General features: G+C 56.6%; 15 protein-coding genes. 7 read left to right on the top strand and 8 right to left on the bottom strand.

Going from position 1 to position 18,209, the window contains the following annotated elements:
* Nucleotides 1-398: 398 nt before the first annotated feature.
* Nucleotides 399-1,100, top strand: coding sequence for a FadR/GntR family transcriptional regulator (locus M2416_RS14995; RefSeq protein ID WP_259225486.1), 702 nt, complete (start codon nt 399-401; stop codon nt 1,098-1,100).
* A gap of 10 nt (nt 1,101-1,110) precedes the next feature.
* Nucleotides 1,111-2,508 carry a multidrug transporter subunit MdtD gene (mdtD, locus tag M2416_RS15000; RefSeq protein ID WP_076947928.1) on the top strand — a complete coding sequence of 466 codons (1,398 nt, stop codon included), beginning with the start codon at nt 1,111-1,113 and terminating at the stop codon, nt 2,506-2,508.
* Here the strand turns inward: mdtD and rbsR are convergent.
* The 7 genes from rbsR to kup form a co-directional block, all read right to left on the bottom strand.
* Entirely contained in the window at nt 2,505-3,497 is a 993-nt protein-coding gene (gene rbsR / locus M2416_RS15005) for a ribose operon transcriptional repressor RbsR (protein WP_139339479.1), read from the bottom strand. The genes mdtD and rbsR overlap by 4 nt on opposite strands.
* A 3-nt stretch (nt 3,498-3,500) precedes the next feature.
* Nucleotides 3,501-4,433, bottom strand: coding sequence for a ribokinase (gene rbsK, locus M2416_RS15010; protein ID WP_166793762.1), 933 nt, complete (start codon nt 4,431-4,433; stop codon nt 3,501-3,503).
* A gap of 99 nt (nt 4,434-4,532) precedes the next feature.
* The gene (gene rbsB, locus M2416_RS15015; RefSeq protein WP_041143371.1) at nt 4,533-5,423 is read right to left on the bottom strand and encodes a ribose ABC transporter substrate-binding protein RbsB; all 891 of its coding nucleotides are present in this window, start codon (nt 5,421-5,423) and stop codon (nt 4,533-4,535) included.
* Between the two features lie 27 nt (nt 5,424-5,450).
* On the bottom strand, nt 5,451-6,416 hold the full coding sequence (rbsC, locus tag M2416_RS15020) for a ribose ABC transporter permease (protein WP_041143370.1): 966 nt from the start codon (nt 6,414-6,416) through the stop codon (nt 5,451-5,453).
* 5 nt (nt 6,417-6,421) lie between these two features.
* Nucleotides 6,422-7,927: a ribose ABC transporter ATP-binding protein RbsA gene (gene rbsA / locus M2416_RS15025; RefSeq protein WP_076947926.1), complete on the bottom strand. Its 1,506-nt coding sequence runs from the start codon at nt 7,925-7,927 to the stop codon at nt 6,422-6,424.
* A gap of 10 nt (nt 7,928-7,937) precedes the next feature.
* Nucleotides 7,938-8,357 carry a D-ribose pyranase gene (rbsD, locus tag M2416_RS15030; protein WP_041143368.1) on the bottom strand — a complete coding sequence of 140 codons (420 nt, stop codon included), beginning with the start codon at nt 8,355-8,357 and terminating at the stop codon, nt 7,938-7,940.
* 185 nt (nt 8,358-8,542) lie between these two features.
* Complete coding sequence (gene kup, locus M2416_RS15035; protein WP_041143367.1) at nt 8,543-10,411, bottom strand: low affinity potassium transporter Kup; 1,869 nt, start codon at nt 10,409-10,411, stop codon at nt 8,543-8,545.
* A 338-nt stretch (nt 10,412-10,749) separates the two neighbouring features.
* Between kup and ravA the strand changes: the two genes are divergently transcribed.
* Together ravA and viaA are read left to right on the top strand one after the other, a co-directional pair.
* Nucleotides 10,750-12,249 carry an ATPase RavA gene (gene ravA / locus M2416_RS15040; protein WP_076947925.1) on the top strand — a complete coding sequence of 500 codons (1,500 nt, stop codon included), beginning with the start codon at nt 10,750-10,752 and terminating at the stop codon, nt 12,247-12,249.
* Entirely contained in the window at nt 12,246-13,694 is a 1,449-nt protein-coding gene (viaA, locus tag M2416_RS15045) for an ATPase RavA stimulator ViaA (protein ID WP_076947924.1), read from the top strand. Before ravA ends, viaA begins: the two co-directional genes overlap by 4 nt.
* An 8-nt stretch (nt 13,695-13,702) precedes the next feature.
* On the opposite strand, the gene asnA is transcribed toward viaA, so the two are convergent.
* On the bottom strand, nt 13,703-14,695 hold the full coding sequence (gene asnA, locus M2416_RS15050) for an aspartate--ammonia ligase (protein ID WP_041143364.1): 993 nt from the start codon (nt 14,693-14,695) through the stop codon (nt 13,703-13,705).
* Between the two features lie 151 nt (nt 14,696-14,846).
* On the opposite strand from asnA, the gene asnC reads away from it, so the two are divergent.
* From asnC to mnmG, 3 genes are all read left to right on the top strand, one after another.
* Nucleotides 14,847-15,305: a transcriptional regulator AsnC gene (gene asnC, locus M2416_RS15055; RefSeq protein WP_045853727.1), complete on the top strand. Its 459-nt coding sequence runs from the start codon at nt 14,847-14,849 to the stop codon at nt 15,303-15,305.
* Between the two features lie 91 nt (nt 15,306-15,396).
* Nucleotides 15,397-15,837 (top strand): FMN-binding protein MioC, encoded by a 441-nt coding sequence (gene mioC, locus M2416_RS15060; protein WP_041143362.1) that lies wholly within the window; start codon nt 15,397-15,399, stop codon nt 15,835-15,837.
* Between the two features lie 381 nt (nt 15,838-16,218).
* The gene (gene mnmG / locus M2416_RS15065; RefSeq protein ID WP_259225501.1) at nt 16,219-18,108 is read left to right on the top strand and encodes a tRNA uridine-5-carboxymethylaminomethyl(34) synthesis enzyme MnmG; all 1,890 of its coding nucleotides are present in this window, start codon (nt 16,219-16,221) and stop codon (nt 18,106-18,108) included.
* Nucleotides 18,109-18,209 lie beyond the last annotated feature (101 nt).

The raw sequence follows: 18,209 nt of genomic DNA on the forward strand, positions 1-18,209 counted from the left end.
CGTTAAGAATCCATGTCACTTTGAGTGCCCACACAGATTGTCTGATAAATTGTTAAAGAGCAGTGCAACGCGGCTTTCGCTCACCGTTGCGAGGTCCCGTATAATACGTTTTCCTCATTCAGAGTCAAGCGTTTAATTTTGCTTTTCTCTGTCGGCGTTCATCGCTGAACCCCGCTAACCCGGCGGCCTGTAAGCCGTTGTTCCGTGTCAGTGGAGGCGCATTATAGGGAGTTCTCCGACGTTGACAAGCCCTGTTTGCAAAAAACTTTTCAACCGCCTCTTTTTTCACCAAAACGGGCCGCGGAGTGGCAAAAAACCGGCGTTTTGCCGTTTTAAACAACGAAACGCCCCGCCTGGTGGCATACTGATAGAGTAGAAAAGAGAAAGGAACGGCATTTATGTCTTTAAGCGCACAGCAACTGGCGGCACAGAAAAATATCTCCTGGGTACTGGCGGAGAAACTGGCCCAAAAAATTCTGACCGGCGAATATCAGCCGGAAAGCATTCTCCCCGGCGAAATGGAGCTGGGCGAGCAGTTCGGCGTCAGCCGAACGGCGGTACGAGAGGCGGTCAAGACGCTGACAGCGAAAGGTATGCTCTTGCCGCGCCCGCGCATCGGTACCCGCGTTATGCCACGCAGTAGCTGGAACTTTCTCGACAAGGAGCTGCTCTCCTGGTGGTTAACGGAAGATAACTTCGAAGAGGTGGTGACCCACTTCCTCGTCATGCGCAGCAGCCTCGAGCCGCAGGCCTGCTTTCTGGCCGCTACCCTGGGCAGCGCGGAGCAGAAGGCGCAGCTCAATAGCCTAATGGAAGAGATGGGCGAGCTGAAAAGGCGCTTCCAGCGCGAGCGCTGGATTGAAGTCGATATGGCATGGCATGAGCACATCTATGAAATGAGCGGTAATCCCTTCCTTATCTCTTTCGCCTCGCTATTCCATTCGGTCTATCACACTTACTTCACTTCTATTACTCAGAATGAGGTGGTGAAGCTGGATCTCCATCAGGCAATTGTTGACGCGATTCTGAACAGCGATGGCCCGCGAGCGCTCAGCGCCTGCCAGGCCCTGCTGAGCGCACCAAACCATTCAGGTAAATAAAGGGTTCCGCATGACCGAGAAGAAAGGGCGTAGTATGGCCGGACTGCCGTGGATTGCGGCAATGGCCTTTTTTATGCAGGCGCTGGACGCCACCATTCTGAACACCGCCCTTCCGGCAATAGCCCATAGCCTCAACCGTTCGCCGCTGGCAATGCAGTCGGCGATCATCAGCTATACGCTAACGGTAGCGATGCTCATTCCGGTCAGCGGGTGGCTGGCCGACCGCTTCGGCACGCGCAAAGTGTTTATTATTGCCGTAGGCCTGTTTACGCTCGGCTCCCTCGCCTGCGCGCTTTCCGGCTCCCTGATGGAGCTGGTCATCTTTCGCGTCATTCAGGGGGTTGGCGGCGCGATGATGATGCCGGTCGCGCGGCTGGCATTATTGCGGGCCTATCCGCGCAGCGAGCTGCTGCCGGTGCTGAACTTCGTGACGATGCCGGGGCTTGTCGGTCCTATTCTTGGCCCGGTTCTCGGCGGCGTGCTGGTGACCTGGGCCAGCTGGCACTGGATTTTCCTGATCAATATTCCCATTGGCATTATTGGTATCCTTTATGCGCGTAAATGCATGCCGGACTTCACCACGCCACGCCGACCTTTCGATACCCGCGGATTTTTGCTCTTTGGGCTAAGCCTGGTGCTGTTCTCCAGCGGTATCGAACTGTTTGGCGAGAAAATCGTCGCCAGCTGGATCGCGCTGACGGTTATCGCCCTTAGCGTTCTTTTACTGCTGGCCTATATTCGCCATGCCCGCCGCCATCCCGCCCCGCTGATCTCGCTTTCTTTATTTAAGACCCGAACCTTTTCCGTCGGGATCGCCGGTAATCTGGCAACGCGTTTGGGTACGGGCTGCGTGCCGTTCCTGATGCCGCTGATGCTGCAGGTCGGTTTTGGCTATTCGGCAATCATCGCCGGCTGCATGATTGCGCCAACCGCCGTCGGCTCTATTATCGCGAAGTCTACCGTTACGCAGATCCTGCGCTGGCTCGGTTACCGGAAAACGCTGGTAGGGGTAACGATATTTATCGGCCTGATGATCGCCCAGTTCTCGTTCCAGTCGCCCGCGATGCCCGTCTGGATGCTGCTGCTGCCGCTCTTCGTTCTGGGGATGGCGATGTCCACTCAGTTCACCTCAATGAACACCATTACGCTTGCCGACCTCACCGATGATAACGCCAGCGGCGGAAACAGTCTGCTGGCGGTCACGCAGCAGCTATCAATCAGTCTCGGAGTGGCGATTAGCGCGGCGGTACTGCGCTTTTATGAAGGGTTCGACAGCGCCAGCACCGTGGAGCAGTTTCACTACACCTTTATTACGATGGGCGCGATCACCGTCGTGTCCGCGCTGGTGTTTATGCTGTTAAAGGCGAAGGATGGCCGTAACCTGATAAAGGAACGGCACAAACGCTAGGCTGAACCGCGAATGATAAGCTCAGGGGTGAGCTGCACGCGCTGCTGCTGCTGTCCGGGATCGGCCATCCGGTGAATCAGTACATCAATCGCCAGCTCGCCCAGCTCATCCTTTGGCTGATGGATAGTCGTCAGCGGCGGCGTCATATAGCGGGCCAGCTCGATATCGTCATAGCCCACCAGCGCCATATCCTGCGGAATACGCAGCCCGGCCTGGTAAAGCGACTGATATGCCCCAAACGCCATGGCGTCGTTGCCGACAAATACCGCCTGTGGGCGTTCCGATAAGGTCAGCAGCTCCTGCATCGCGCTGAATCCACCGCCAAACTCAAAATCGCTGGTAATCACGTATCCCTCAGATACTTGCAGCCCGGCGCGGGACATCGCGGCGTGATAGCCCTCCAGGCGCAGCCGCGACGGCGTTTTATCCAGCGGACCGGCAATACAGGCAATCCGGGTATGACCCTGGTCTATCAGGTACTGGGTCGCCATATCGCCCCCCAGCAGCGAGTTATCCTGAATCAGATCGCTGTCGCCATCAAACGGCGCCCAGTCCATCATCACCGTTGGCACCGAAGGATAGCGCTGCATTATTTCTGGCGAAGGCTGATGCGTTTCGGTACAGAGCAGCAGTAAGCCATCGACGCGCTTTTGCATCAGCGTTTCGAGGTTACTGTTCATGCGCTGCTCGTCGCCTTCCGTATTGCATAGCACCAGGCTATAGCCGCGTTCAAAACAGCTACGCTCTACGCCGCGCACCAGCTCAGAATAAAACGGGTTGGTACTGGCGGTGATCAGCATACCGATGGTGCGAGTTTGATTGAGCTTGAGGCTACGCGCCAGCGCGGACGGCGCGTAGTTAAGATTTTTGATCGCCGCGTCCACTTTGGCGGTAATCGCCTCGCTGACGAAACGATCTTTATTAATGACGTGGGAAACCGTCGAGGTGGAAACGCCCGCCACGCGGGCCACATCCTTCATGGTAGCCAAGCGTTACCCCTGTTGACGTAAAAATTCGTCGATTTCTTTTCGCCATGGCACTGAAGGCTGCGCGCCTTTGCGGGTAACGGCAATAGCGGCGGCGGCATGGGCAAAGCGGATGGCCTCTGCCAGCGCGGTCCCTTCCAGTAATGCGGTGACCAGGGCACCGTTAAAGGTATCACCCGCGGCAATGGTATCGATGGCCTGAACCTTAAAGCCCGGGACCCGGCGGCCTTCGCCATCGTGGCTCACCCAGACGCCGCGGCTACCCAGCGTAATAATAACGGTACCTATACCTTTTTTATGCAGCGCGTTAGCCGCTTTGGCGGCATCGTCATCGTTTTCGACGCGAATACCGGTCAGCTTCTCCGCTTCCGTTTCGTTAGGGGTGATGATATCCACCAGCGCCAGCAGTTCATCCGACAGCTCGCGCGCCGGGGCCGGATTCAGCACCACGCTTGTTTGATGCTGATGGGCGATTTTGGCCGCCGCCAGCACGCTCTCCAGCGGCGACTCCAGCTGCATCAGCAGCGCATCGGCGTCGGCAATACGCGCCTTCTCTGCCTCAACCTGAGCGACCGAAAGGGCGGCATTGGCGCCGGCATGAATACCAATGACATTCTCACCTTCGCCGTTAACAAAGATCAGCGCCACGCCGGTCGATTCGCCTTTTACCGCGCGCACCGGCGCGATGTCGATGTTATCGCTTGCCAGCTGGCGGCGAACGCGCTCGCCGGTATCGTCATCGCCGGTACAGGCGATAAACGCAATGTTTGCTCCGCTGCGCCCGGCGGCTACGGCCTGGTTGGCACCTTTGCCACCGAAAGCCACCTGATAGTGGTTACCGGTGACGGTTTCGCCCGGCGTCGGGAAAGATTGAAGGTTAAGAATGTGATCGGCATTGATGCTGCCAAGGACGATAAGTTTGCCTGCGGTTTTCATCATCTCAGTTCCCGGGAAAGCGCGCCACCGGACTCCGGTGGCGCATGCCCTGCTTTTCTTTTTTATGTTGTCCCTCGGACCGTTGCCGGTCCGAATCGCATATTACTGCTTAATGACCAGTTTCAGCTCAACCGGATAGCTGGCGTCCACTTTTTCACCCTTCAGCACTTTATCGGCAGTCTCGACGCCTTTCACGCCGATCTGCTCAGGCAGCTGGGCGATAGTCGCAGCCAGTTTGCCACTATTTACCGCTTTTTCGCCATCCGGAGTACCGTCAAATCCAACAACCATCACATCGGATTTACCCGCCGTTTGTAAAGCGCGCAGCGCGCCCAGCGCCATTTCGTCGTTCTGAGCAAATACCGCCTGTACGTCCGGATGCGCCGTCAGCAGGTTCTGCATGACGTTCAGGCCCTTGGTACGGTCGAAATCTGCCGGCTGGCTCGCCAGCACGTTAAATTTGTGAGCCGCGACGGCCTGCTTGAAGCCTTCGCCACGCTCGCGCGCTGCGGATGTCCCTGCGATACCCTGCAGCTCAATAACCTTAGCGTTCTCACCCGCTTTCTTCGCGATATAGTCGCCGGCCATTTTGCCGCCGAGCACGTTATCAGAAGCAATATGGCTAACCACGTCGCCTTTCGCCGCCTGACGGTCAAGGGTAATAACCGGGATCTTCGCCTGATTAGCCATCTTCACGGCGTTACCTACCGCATCAGAGTCGGTCGGGTTGATCAGCAGCAGCTTCGCGCCGCGTACCGTCAAATCCTGCACGTTGGCCAGCTCTTTCGCCGGGTTATTTTGTGAATCCAGCACCACCAGGTTGTAGCCCAGCTTGTCGGCTTCTTTCTGCGCCCCCTCTTTCAGGGAGACAAAGAACGGGTTGTTAAGGGTCGAGATAACCAGGGCAATGGTATCTTTCGCCATCGCGTTTGCGCTCACGGTCGCGCTTAAAGCAACAGCAGATACCAGGGTCGCCAGTTTTTTCATATTCATAGTTAAGATGTCCTGTAGAGTTCTTAGTTACTGCTTTTTGTTATCTACCAGCACCGCCAGCAAAATAACCACCGCTTTAACGATCATCTGGTAATAGGAAGAAACGCCTAATAGGTTCAATCCGTTATTCAGGAAGCCGAGGATCAGTGCCCCAATCAGGGTACCGACGATGCGCCCCTTGCCGCCGGCCAGGCTGGTACCGCCCAGCACCACCGCCGCAATGGCATCCAGCTCATAGCCGGTCCCCGCCGTCGGCTGCGCGGAGGAGAGGCGCGCCACTTCGATAATGCCCGCCAGCGAAGCCAGCAGGCCACACAGAGAATAGACGATGATTTTAACTTTATTCACGCTGATGCCGGACAGGCGCGTGGCCGCTTCGTTGCCACCCAGCGCGTAGATATAGCGGCCCAGGCGGGTGTGGTGCAGCATGTACCAGGCGGCAAGGAAGACGATCGCCATAATCCACACCGGCGTCGGGATCCCCAGCGGACGGCCGATACCAAACCAGCCAAACAGATCGGCATTATCCGTAAACCCGGTATTCACCGGACTGCCGTTGGTGTAGACCATCGTCACGCCGCGCAGCAGCAGCATCATCACCAGCGTGGCAATAAAGGCCTGCACGCGCCCTTTCGCTACAATCACCCCGGTCACCGCACCGATGGCCGCACCCAGCGCCAGCGCGCCGGCAATCGCCACCAGCGCATTAACCTCAAGGCCGACAATCGACGCCGCAACCGCGCCGGTCAGCGCCAGCAGGGAGCCCACCGACAGGTCGATCCCCGAAGTGAGAATAACCAGCGTCATGCCGACCGCCATAATGGCGTTAACCGAAGTCTGCTGCAGGATATTGAACAGGTTATTGACGGTAAAAAAGTTGGGGCTCATGGTCGAGACAATCGCTATCAGCACCAGCAGGGCAATCAGCGATTTTTGCTCCATCAGCCATGCTTTAGTGAAATAGCGGCGACCAGCAGCAGCCTGGGTTGTCATCTTTTTTACTCCTGATTCACACGGTTAAGCTTGCCCACAGCGGCAGCCATCAATACTTCCTGGGTGGCCTGCTCGCGTGTAAATTCACCGCCGAGATGCCCTTCATGCATCACTATGATGCGATCGCTCATGCCTAACACTTCCGGCATCTCCGAAGAGACCAGAATGATGCTCAGACCATCGGCCTTAAACTGGTTAATCAGCTGGTAGATCTCTTTCTTCGCCCCAACGTCAACGCCGCGGGTAGGCTCATCAAGGATCAGGACCTTCGGGCGGGTCATCAGCCCGCGGGCAATGGCCACCTTCTGCTGGTTACCGCCGGAGAGCAGGCCGATCGCCTGCTCCATCGATGGCGTTTTGACATTGAACAGGCGGATAAAATCGCTTACCGCCTGCTGTTCATCTTTATGCTTCAGCCGGCCGCCGGCGTGGCTGAAGTAGCGCAGCGCGGTCAGCGACATGTTTTCCTTCACCGACATGCCAAGGACTAAGCCATCGCGCTTGCGGTCTTCTGAGATATAAACGATGCCGTTTGCCAGGCCATCCTGCGGGGAGCGGGCGACCACTTCGCGCCCGTCGAGGGTGACGGAACCGCTGCTGCGCGGCAGCGCGCCGTACAGAACCTTCATCAGCTCCGTCCGACCGGCGCCCATCAGCCCGGCGACGCCCAGAATCTCTCCCTGACGCAGAGTAAAGGAGACACTTTCCACGCCCGGCCCGCACAGGTTATCCACCTTGAGGCGCACGGCGCCCGGCGCTTTATCCAGGCGCGGATACTGGTCTTCCAGCTTGCGGCCGACCATCATCTCAATCAGCAGGTCTTCATCCAGGCTCGCCACCTCGCGCTCGGCGATAAACTGCCCGTCGCGAAAGACGGTAACATCGTCGCAAATCTCGAAGATCTCTTTCATGCGGTGGGAGATATAGACGATCCCGCGGCCCTGAGATTTCAGCTCACGGATAACGCGGAACAGGGAGGCCGTTTCGGTGTCGGTCAGGGCGTCCGTAGGCTCATCCATAATGATGACCTTCGACTCAAAGCTCAGCACCTTGGCAATTTCAACCATCTGCTGGTCGCCGATCGACAGATCGCCCACCAGCTTTTGGCTGTTAAAACGTAAATTCAGCTTCGCCAGCAGCTTGTCCGCTTCGGCATACATCGTTTTCCAGTCTATTTTGCCAAACCGGTTAACGAACTCACGGCCGAGGAAAATATTTTCCGCGATCGTCAGTTGGGGAATGAGGTTAAGTTCCTGGTGGATAATACCGATCCCGGCTTCCTGAGAGGATTTCGGTCCGTTGAAGGTGGTCTCTTTTCCTAACCACGTTAAGGAGCCGGCATCGCGGGCGTAGATCCCGGTCAGCACCTTCATCATGGTGGACTTACCGGCACCGTTTTCGCCAACCAGCGCCATCACCCGGCCGGCATAAACGTTGAGCGCGGCGCCGGAGAGTGCTTTGACGCCTGGGAACGCTTTATCGATCCCTTTTAATTGCAATAAGGCTTCCATATCGGCGACCTCAGAACGTCACGCCGGCACAGAGAATAACGTTCGCAAACGGGGAACACTCCCCGCTGCGAATCACCGCCTGACTATCCGCGGTCTGTTTTTTAAACTGCTCATGACTGGTGTAACGAATTTCAATGGTGTTTCCCTGGTATTGCTGCAGCCGCTCAAGGTGAGTGAGCAACGTCGCATGGAGCTGCGGATTATGAGTTTTAATCTCTTCCGCAAGGATCGCCGCTTCAACCTGCATTTCCGCCGTTACCACCTCCAGAACCTGCATAAAGGAGGGAACGCCCTGGGTTAACGCCATATCAATACGCGCGCTGCTGCGGGGAACCGGCAACCCGGCATCGCAGACCACCAGCGTATCGGTATGACCCAGGCGGGAGATAACCGAGGAAATATCAGCGTTAAGTACGGTGCCCTTTTTCATTTTTCTCTTCTGCTCCAGTAGCGAAACGTTTCGCTGAAGGAAGTATTGTCAAAATACGCGCAGAAAACCACCGCCAAAAGAGAGAAATGTGATCGCCATCGAAACGTTTCGCAAGCGTGGGGAGAGAAAAGTGAACGCAGGCAAAAAACAATAAAAAGCCCTTCACAAGGAAGGGCTTCGGAACATCAAATTTCGACCTGGGTGCCCAGCTCAATCACCCGGTTAGGCGGGATCTCAAACTGATCCGGCGCCCGCAGGGCGTTGCGCTGCAGCAGGAGATAGAGCTTACCGCGCAGCCGCAGATACCACGGCCGTTTGCCGATAATCAGCGATTCATGCGACATGAAGAACGAGGTTTCCATCATCCGACAGCTCAGCCCTTCCAGCCCGCAGCGGTGGAAAACTTCTTCCACATTCGGCGTTTCGCGCCAGCCGTAGCTTGCCACCACCCGCCAGAACGACGGTGAGATTTGCTCGATCTGCACCCGGCGAACGTTGTGCACGTAAGGCGCATCTTCGGTCCGCAGCGTCAGCAGGATCACCCGCTCATGCAGCACCTTGTTGTGCTTGAGGTTGTGCAGCAGGGCAAACGGGATAACGTTCAGGGCGCGGGACATATACACCGCAGTGCCCGGCACGCGGACCGGCGGCGATTTCTCCAGCGAAGAGATCATGGCTTCCAGCGAGTTGCCGTGTTCGTGCATCCGGCGCAGCAGGCGGAAACGCTCGCTCTTCCAGGTGGTCATCACGGTGAACATCACCAGGCCAAGGGTCAGCGGCAGCCAGCCGCCGGAGACTATCTTATCCAGGTTGGCCGAGAACAGCGGCAGGTCGATGCACATAAAGGCGATAAACAGCAGCGCCACGAAGAATTTATTCCAGCGCCAGTTTTGACGCGCCACGGTGGTGAACAGGATAGTAGTCAGCACCATGGTGCCGGTCACCGCGATACCGTACGCGGCCGCCAGGTTGGAGGAGTGCTCGAAGCTGATAATCACAATGACCACCGAAACGTACAGCAGCCAGTTGATGAACGGGATATAAATCTGCCCGGATTCCATCTCGGAGGTATGGATGATGCGCATTGGCGACAGGTATCCCAGGCGCACCGCCTGGCGGGTCAACGAGAAGACCCCGGAAATAACCGCCTGGGAGGCAATGACCGTCGCCAGAGCGGCGATAATCAGCATCGGGATCAGCGCCCATTCAGGCGCCAGCAGGAAGAACGGGTTTTTGATCGCCTCAGGATGTTTGAGCAGCAGCGCCCCCTGGCCGAAGTAGTTCAGCACCAGCGAAGGCAGCACCACGGAGAACCACGCGAGGCGGATAGGCAATTTACCGAAGTGGCCCATATCGGCATACAGCGCCTCAACGCCGGTAATGGAGAGCACTACCGCCCCGAGGGCGACAAAAGAGACGGTCTTATATTCGAGGAAGAAGTGCACCGCCCAATAGGGATTGAGCGCCTGCAGTACTTCCGGATTATCAATGATGCTGCGCGCACCAAGCACCGCCAGCAGCAGGAACCAAATCAGCATAATCGGCGCAAACAGCTTACCCACCATACTGGTGCCGTGCTTCTGGATGGCAAACAGCAGCGTCAGCACAATAATGGATATCGGAACAACCCAGGTATCCAGATTGGGCGCAATAATTTCCAGCCCCTCAATCGCAGACATCACCGAGATCGCCGGGGTGATGACCACCTCGCCATAGAAGAAGCTGCCGCCAATCAGCCCAAGGATAACCAGCACCGACGTCATTCGCGCGGACGTATTGCGTCCCGCCAGCGACATTAGCGTCAGAATGCCCCCCTCTCCGGCGTTGTCCGCCCGCATGACGAAGGTGATATATTTGAGTGATACGGTAAAAATTAACAGCCAGAAAATTAGCGACAGAAAGCCAAAAACGGCATCACGTTCAACGCCAAACCCAAACTGACCTGACAGACATTCACGCAGTGTATACAGCGGGCTGGTGCCAATATCGCCGTACACCACGCCGATTGCCGCCAGCGTTACTGCCGGAAGCGATTGCTTATTATCAGAGCTCATAGACTAGTCTTTTCGTTTATACATATCATTTTTCAAGCTGCTTCTGCGCAGGTGGCGTCCAGAAATCCCGGTCACATAGCCGTGCGCCAGGGGATTTCATCCCTTGCTGCCTTGCCGCATCCTGAATGTTTTTGTGTATATAAAACAAATGTGTTCCCGGTCCTCAGGCTCACAAAAAGCGCACAGTATGCACGATTCTTTGCTGAATCGTACCCCTAACAGACACCATATTAACCTGGCTCAAAGAAAATAAATCGAATCTTCAGGCTATTACCACACCTAATCAAACATCTATACTCGACTCAATAACGACACATGAAAAAGCACGCAACTCAATTATGGCTCAATCACATTTACTGGCAGAAAGAATTTCCCGGCTCAGCGCAGCGCTGGAAAAAGGTTTGTTTGAACGCAGTCATGCGATACGGCTCTGCCTGCTTGCCGCGCTCAGCGGCGAGAGCGTTTTTTTGCTCGGTCCGCCGGGCATCGCCAAGAGCCTGATCGCCCGCCGTCTTAAATTCGCCTTCCAGCAGGCTCGCGCCTTTGAATACCTGATGACCCGCTTCTCTACCCCGGAAGAGGTTTTTGGTCCGCTATCAATCCAGGCCCTGAAGGATGAAGGCCGTTACGAACGCTTAACCGCAGGCTACCTGCCGGAAGCGGAAATCGTCTTCCTCGATGAGATCTGGAAAGCCGGTCCGGCTATCCTTAATACCCTGCTGACCGCCATTAACGAACGCCACTTCCGCAACGGCGCCACCGAGGAGAAAATCCCGATGCGCCTGCTGGTGGCGGCGTCCAATGAACTCCCGGAAGCGGATAGCAGCCTGGAAGCACTGTATGACCGAATGCTGATCCGCCTGTGGCTCGATAAGGTACAGGATAAAACCAACTTCCGCTCCATGCTGCTCAGCCAGCAGGATGAAAACAGCAATCCGGTGCCGGTTGCCCTGCAGGTCAGTAGCGAAGAGTTTGCGCAGTGGCAGCAGGATATCAGCGGCGTGAAGCTGACGGATAGCGTATTCGAGCTTGTCTATCAGCTGCGCCAGCAGCTGGAGACGCAGCCCAAGGCACCCTACGTTTCGGACCGCCGCTGGAAAAAGGCCGTTCGCCTGCTGCAGGCCAGCGCCTTCTTCAGCGGCCGCGATACCATCGCGCCCATCGACCTGATTCTGCTGAAAGACTGCCTGTGGCACGATATCGAAAGCATGAACCTGATGTCACAGCTGCTGGAAACCCTGATGACCAACCACGCCTGGCAGCAGCAGGCGATGCTGACGCGCCTCGGGGCGATCACCCAAAGGCGTATTCAGATCCAACAGCAGCACAGCGACAAAACCGCGCTGAAGGTTACGCGTCTCGGCGGCATGTTCAGCCGGAAAGCGCACTATGAGCTTCCCGCCGACGTAGAAGGGACAACGCTCCTTCTGCTGCTTCAGCAGCCGCTTAAGCTACACGATATGCAGGTCATCCATATTACGTTTACCCGTGAAGAGCTCTCCCACTGGCTGGAGAAGGGCGGCGAGATCCGCGGTAAGCTCAACGGCATTGGTTTTGCCCAGCCGCTAGATATGGACGTCGATACCAGCCAGCATCTGGTGGTGCGCGACGTCAGCCTGCAGGGCTCCCGACTGGCCCTTCCCGGCAGCGAATCGCAGGAAAATATGCCTGCGGAAATTCGCCAGCAGCTGGAAGCTCTCGATGACGAGTGGCATCAGCAGCACAACCGCTTTAGCGAACAGCAAAAATGTCTGTTCATTCCCGGTGACTGGCTGGGACGTATCGAAGCCAGCCTGCAGGACGTCGGGGCGCAGATCAAACAGGCCCGTCAGCCATGACGCTGGATATGCTGAATGTCATGCTGGCAGTCAGCGAAGAGGGGATGATCGAAGAGATGCTGCTGGCGCTGCTGGCCTCCCCGCAGCTTGCCGTTTTCTTTGAGAAATTCCCGCGGCTGAAAAACATTATCGCCGCCGATATCCCGCGCTGGCGCGAAGCCGTCAGAGCCAGGCTAAAAGAGACGCATATTCCGCCAGAGCTCGATGCTGAAGTGCAGAACTATCAGCGGTCTCAGCTTCTTTCGACCTCCCAGTTCATCGTTCAGCTGCCGCAAATTCTTACGCAGCTGCACAGGCTCGAATCCCCTTTTGCCGCCCAGGCCCAGCAGCTGGCGGATGATAACCCGCACTTTACGCCCGCGTTGCACACCCTGTTCCTGCAGCGCTGGCGCCTGAGCCTGGTGGTGCAGGCTACCACCCTCAATCAGCAGCTGCTGGATGAGGAACGCGATCGGCTGCTCAACACGATGCAGGAGCGAATGACCCTCAGCGGCCAGCTCGAGCCGGTGCTGGTGGAAAACGATAACTCCGCAGGGCGCCTGTGGGATATGAGCGCAGGCGAGCTGAAGCGCGGCGATTATCAGCTGATCGTTCGCTACGGTGATTTTCTGACGCAGCAGCCGGAGCTGATGCAGCTGGCTGAACAGCTCGGGCGCTCGCGGGAAGCAAAATCGGTCCCCAAAAAGGATGCGCCGATGGAGGCCTTTCGCAGCCTCGTGCGTGAACCGGCCACGGTACCGGAACAGGTTGATGGCCTGCAGCAAAGCGACGATATTCTGCGCCTGCTCCCGCCAGAGCTGGCCACCCTTGGGATCACCGAGCTGGAGTTCGAGTTCTACCGCAAGCTGGTGGAAAAGCAGCTGCTGACCTACCGGCTGCACGGCGACGCGTGGCGGGAAAAAATCACTGAACGACCGGTTACCCGGCAGGATTTTGACGAACAGCCGCGCGGGCCATTTATCGTCTGCGTCGATACCTCAGGCTCAATGGGCGGGTTTAACGAACAGTGCGCCAAGGCGTTTTGCCTGGCATTGATGCGGGTCGCGCTGGCGGACAACCGGCGCTGCTTTATCATGCTGTTTTCCAGCGAAGTGGTGCATTACGAGCTCACCGGCCCGCAGGGGCTGGAGCAGGCGATTCGTTTCCTCAGCCAGCGTTTTCGCGGCGGTACCGATCTGGCCAGCTGTTTTCGGGCCATTTTTGAGCGCATGCAAAACCCGCAGTGGGTAGATGCCGATGCGGTGGTGATTTCTGATTTTATCGCCCAGCGCCTGCCGGATGAGGTGATCAATAAGGTGGGGGAACTTCAGCGCAGGCACCAGCATCGTTTTCACGCGGTGGCGATGTCGGTGCACGGCAAACCCGGGATCATGCGCATCTTCGATCATATCTGGCGCTTTGATACCGGGCTGCGTAGCCGCCTGCTGCGACGCTGGCGGCGTTAAGGCGCGGATTAAAGCAGGGCAGCGACGCTTTCACGGACCTGTGCAGGCCATACGCCGCACTGGACCTGTCCGATGTGGTCGAGCTGCAGCAGCAGCATCGTCAAGCGCGACTGACCAATACCGCCGCCGATGGTCTGCGGCATTTCGCCGCGCAGCAGCGCCTGGTGCCACTCCAGCTTCAGGCGATCTTCATCACCGGTGATCGCCAGCTGACGCTTCAGGGCCTCGGCATCGACGCGGATCCCCATAGAAGAAAGCTCGAAGGCATCTTCCAGAACCGGGTTCCACACCAGAATATCGCCGTTCAGGCCGGCAAAACCTTCGGCAACCTCGGTGCTCCAGTCATCATAATCCGGCGCACGCACGTCGTGGCGCTGGCCATCGGTCAGCTTGCCGCCAATCCCGATAAGAAATACGGCGCCCAGCTCTTTGGCAATCGCCCGCTCGCGCCCTTTAGCGTCGAGATCCGGGTAGCGGCTCAGCAGATCCTGGCTATGAACAAACTGGATCCGTTCCGGCAGGAACGGCGTCAGGCCAAACTCTTTGCTGACGGCCGCTTCGGTCGCTTTGATCCCGGCATAGATGGCTTCTACGGTGGATTTCAGCGTCCCGTCGTGGCGCTCATCATCGCCCATCACGCGCTCCCAGTCCCACTGGTCAACGTAAACGGAGTGGATGGCGGTCAGACGGTCTTCATCGGGGCGAAGGGCCTTCATGTGCGTGTACAGCCCTTCGCCCGCGCTGAAGTCGTGTTGCCCCAGCGTTTGACGCTTCCATTTAGCCAGTGAGTGAACGACTTCAAACTGGGCATCCGGCAGCGTTTTCACTTTTACCTGAACCGCCTTCTCGCAGCCAGACAGGTTGTCCTGAGTCCCGTCCCCTACGCGGCTTAAAATGGGAGCCTGGACTTCGATCAGGCCCAGTTTGTCTTCCAGCTGGCGGGAAAAGTGAGACTTAACGAAGCTGATCTGGCGTTGTTTTGCGATATATGCGGTTTTCATTTTTATAACTCCTGCGTCCTGTTGCTATTGATTAAGCAACAAACCGGGCCATCAATTCAATAATCAAATAACAAAAAGGCCAATACACTTTTTATTCATTAAAATATAAGGCTAATATAGAAAGAATCATCAAACATCATAAGAAAAACCTATGGAAAATTATCAGATCGACAATCTGGACCGCGGCATCCTTGAAGCGTTAATGGCCAATGCGCGCACGGCCTACGCCGAACTGGCCAAACAGTTTGGCGTCAGCCCGGGGACTATCCACGTGCGCGTGGAGAAGATGAAGCAGGCGGGCATTATTACCGGCGCGCGGATCGACGTGAATCCGAAGCAGCTCGGCTACGACGTGTGCTGCTTTATCGGCATTATCCTGAAAAGCGCTAAAGACTACCCTTCGGCGCTGGCCCGGCTCGAGAGCCTGGATGAGGTGACCGAGGCCTACTACACCACCGGCCACTACAGCATCTTTATTAAAGTGATGTGCCGCTCGATCGACGCCCTTCAGCAGGTACTTATCAACAAGATCCAAACAATCGATGAAATTCAGTCCACCGAGACGCTGATCTCCCTGCAAAACCCGATTATGCGTACCATCCGCCCGTGATCGGGCTTTTTTAATCCCACATTTTCCACAGGTAGATCCCAGCTCACACACAGCGTACAATGTGCCACACTGAATAAATGAGCGGACGATCATGGCAGACATTACTCTTATCAGCGGCAGCACCTTAGGCAGTGCGGAATATGTAGCAGAGCATCTGGCGGAAAAGCTGGAAGAAGCGGGCTACAGCAGCGAAATCCAGCACGGGCCGCTGATTGAGGATCTGCCGACGGACGGGATCTGGCTGGTTATCTCCTCAACGCACGGTGCCGGCGATATTCCTGACAACCTGCTGCCTTTCTATGAGGCGCTGCAGGAGCAGAAGGCGGACCTTTCAGGCGTACGCTTTGGCTCAGTCGGGATCGGCAGTCGTGAATATGACACCTTCTGCGGCGCAATCGACAAGATTGACGATGCCTTAAAGGCATGCGGAGCCAAACAGATCGGCGAAACGCTGAAGATTAACGTCCTCGATCATGAGATTCCGGAAGATCCGGCCGAGATTTGGCTGGGATCCTGGAAAAATTTGATCTAATTTTTGTAAAGATCGCCCGATCATCTGTGGATAACTATGCTTAAAACCACTGATCAACCGGTAGTTATCCAAGGCATAAGCGTTGCCTGCTTTTTGAGCTGTGCATAACCCTTCATTTTGATCCCAGCTTATACGGAACAGGATCACCGATCATTCACAGAAAGTGATCCTCCTTAACCGATTGATCTTAAAACGCGGACCCGGCTTATCCACAGAAAGGTCCGATCCTAATAAGAGATCACAATAAAACAGATCTCTAAATAAAAGATCTTCTTTTAAATACTCAAGATCCCGGAGCTTTCTCGGAAGTCGAAAGTTGAGTAGAATCCACGGCCCGGGCTTCAATCCATTTTCAAACCGCTTTATGCGAGGCATACCACCATGTTTTATCAGGATCCTTTTGACGTCATCATCATTGGCGGGGGTCATGCAGGCACTGAGGCCGCAATGGCCGCAGCGCGTATGGGTCAGCAGACCCTGCTTTTGACACACAATATCGACACTCTGGGGCAGATGAGCTGCAACCCGGCGATTGGCGGCATTGGGAAAGGACACCTGGTAAAAGAAGTGGATGCTCTTGGCGGCCTGATGGCGAAAGCGATCGACCATGCGGGCATTCAGTTTAGGATACTAAACGCCAGCAAAGGCCCGGCGGTGCGCGCCACTCGCGCTCAGGCAGACCGCGTGCTCTACCGCCAGGCGGTACGGACGGCGCTGGAAAACCAGCCCAACCTGATGATCTTCCAGCAGGCGGTTGAGGATCTGATTGTCGAAAACGATCGCGTTGTCGGCGCTGTGACCCAGATGGGACTGAAGTTCCGCGCTAAAGCGGTTGTCCTGACCGTCGGAACCTTCCTCGACGGCAAGATCCACATCGGGCTGGATAACTACAGCGGCGGTCGTGCAGGCGATCCGCCGGCGATCTCGCTCTCCCGCCGCTTACGCGAACTGCCGCTGCGCGTCAGCCGTTTGAAAACCGGTACTCCGCCGCGTATTGACGCGCGCACCATCGATTTCAGCGTCCTGGCGCAGCAGCATGGCGATGACCCGATGCCGGTATTCTCGTTCATGGGATCCGCGGATCAGCATCCGCGTCAGGTTCCGTGCTACATCACGCACACCAACGAGAAAACGCACGACGTTATCCGCAATAACCTCGATCGCAGCCCGATGTACGCCGGGGTGATTGAAGGGATCGGCCCGCGTTACTGCCCGTCGATCGAAGATAAGGTGATGCGCTTTGCCGATCGCAACCAGCATCAGATCTTCCTCGAGCCGGAAGGACTGACCTCCAACGAAATTTATCCGAACGGTATCTCCACCAGCCTGCCGTTCGATGTCCAGATGCAAATTGTTCGCTCAATGCAGGGTATGGAGAACGCCAAAATCGTCCGCCCGGGCTACGCCATTGAGTATGATTTCTTCGATCCGCGCGACCTGAAGCCGACGCTGGAAAGCAAATATATCCAGGGTCTGTTCTTCGCCGGCCAGATTAACGGCACCACCGGCTACGAAGAAGCCGCGGCCCAGGGTCTGCTTGCCGGTCTGAACGCCGGTCGCTTCTCTGCAGAAAAAGAGGGCTGGGCGCCGGGTCGCTCTCAGGCCTACCTTGGCGTGCTGGTGGACGATCTGTGCACCCTCGGTACCAAAGAACCGTACCGCATGTTTACCTCCCGCGCGGAGTATCGCCTGATGCTGCGCGAAGATAACGCCGATCTGCGCCTGACCGAACAGGGTCGCGAGCTGGGTCTGGTGGATGACGAGCGCTGGGCGCGCTTCAATCAGAAGCTGGAAAGCATCGAACTTGAGCGTCAGCGGCTGAAAACGAGCTGGGTCAACCCACAGGCCGCAAGCGTCGAAGAAGTGAATGCTCACCTCACCGCGCCGCTCTCACGCGAAGCCAGCGGTGAGGATCTGCTCCGTCGTCCGGAGATGACCTATCAACAGCTGGTGCAGCTGTCGCCTTTCGCTCCAGGTCTGCAGGACCCGCAGGCGGCTGAGCAGGTTGAGATCCAGGTTAAGTATGAAGGCTATATCGCTCGTCAGCAGGATGAGATCGAAAGACACCAGCGCAATGAAAACACCTTGCTGCCTGCTACGATTGATTATCGCCAGGTCATTGGGCTCTCCAATGAGGTGATTGCCAAGCTGAACGATCATAAGCCGTCTTCAATCGGTCAGGCATCGCGCATTTCTGGCGTGACGCCTGCAGCGATCTCCATGCTGCTGGTCTGGCTGAAAAAGCAGGGGATGCTGCGCCGCAGCGCCTGATCCTCAGACAGGTTTTTTGGCGGATAGCGTCCCGTTTTCCGCCTCGTTGTTCATCAGCCCGGTAAGCGTTTTCGCCTCCGGGCTCATTATTTTTAGACAGG

The organism is Klebsiella sp. BIGb0132 (assembly GCF_024810075.1).
Taxonomy (GTDB): domain Bacteria; phylum Pseudomonadota; class Gammaproteobacteria; order Enterobacterales; family Enterobacteriaceae; genus Klebsiella; species Klebsiella terrigena.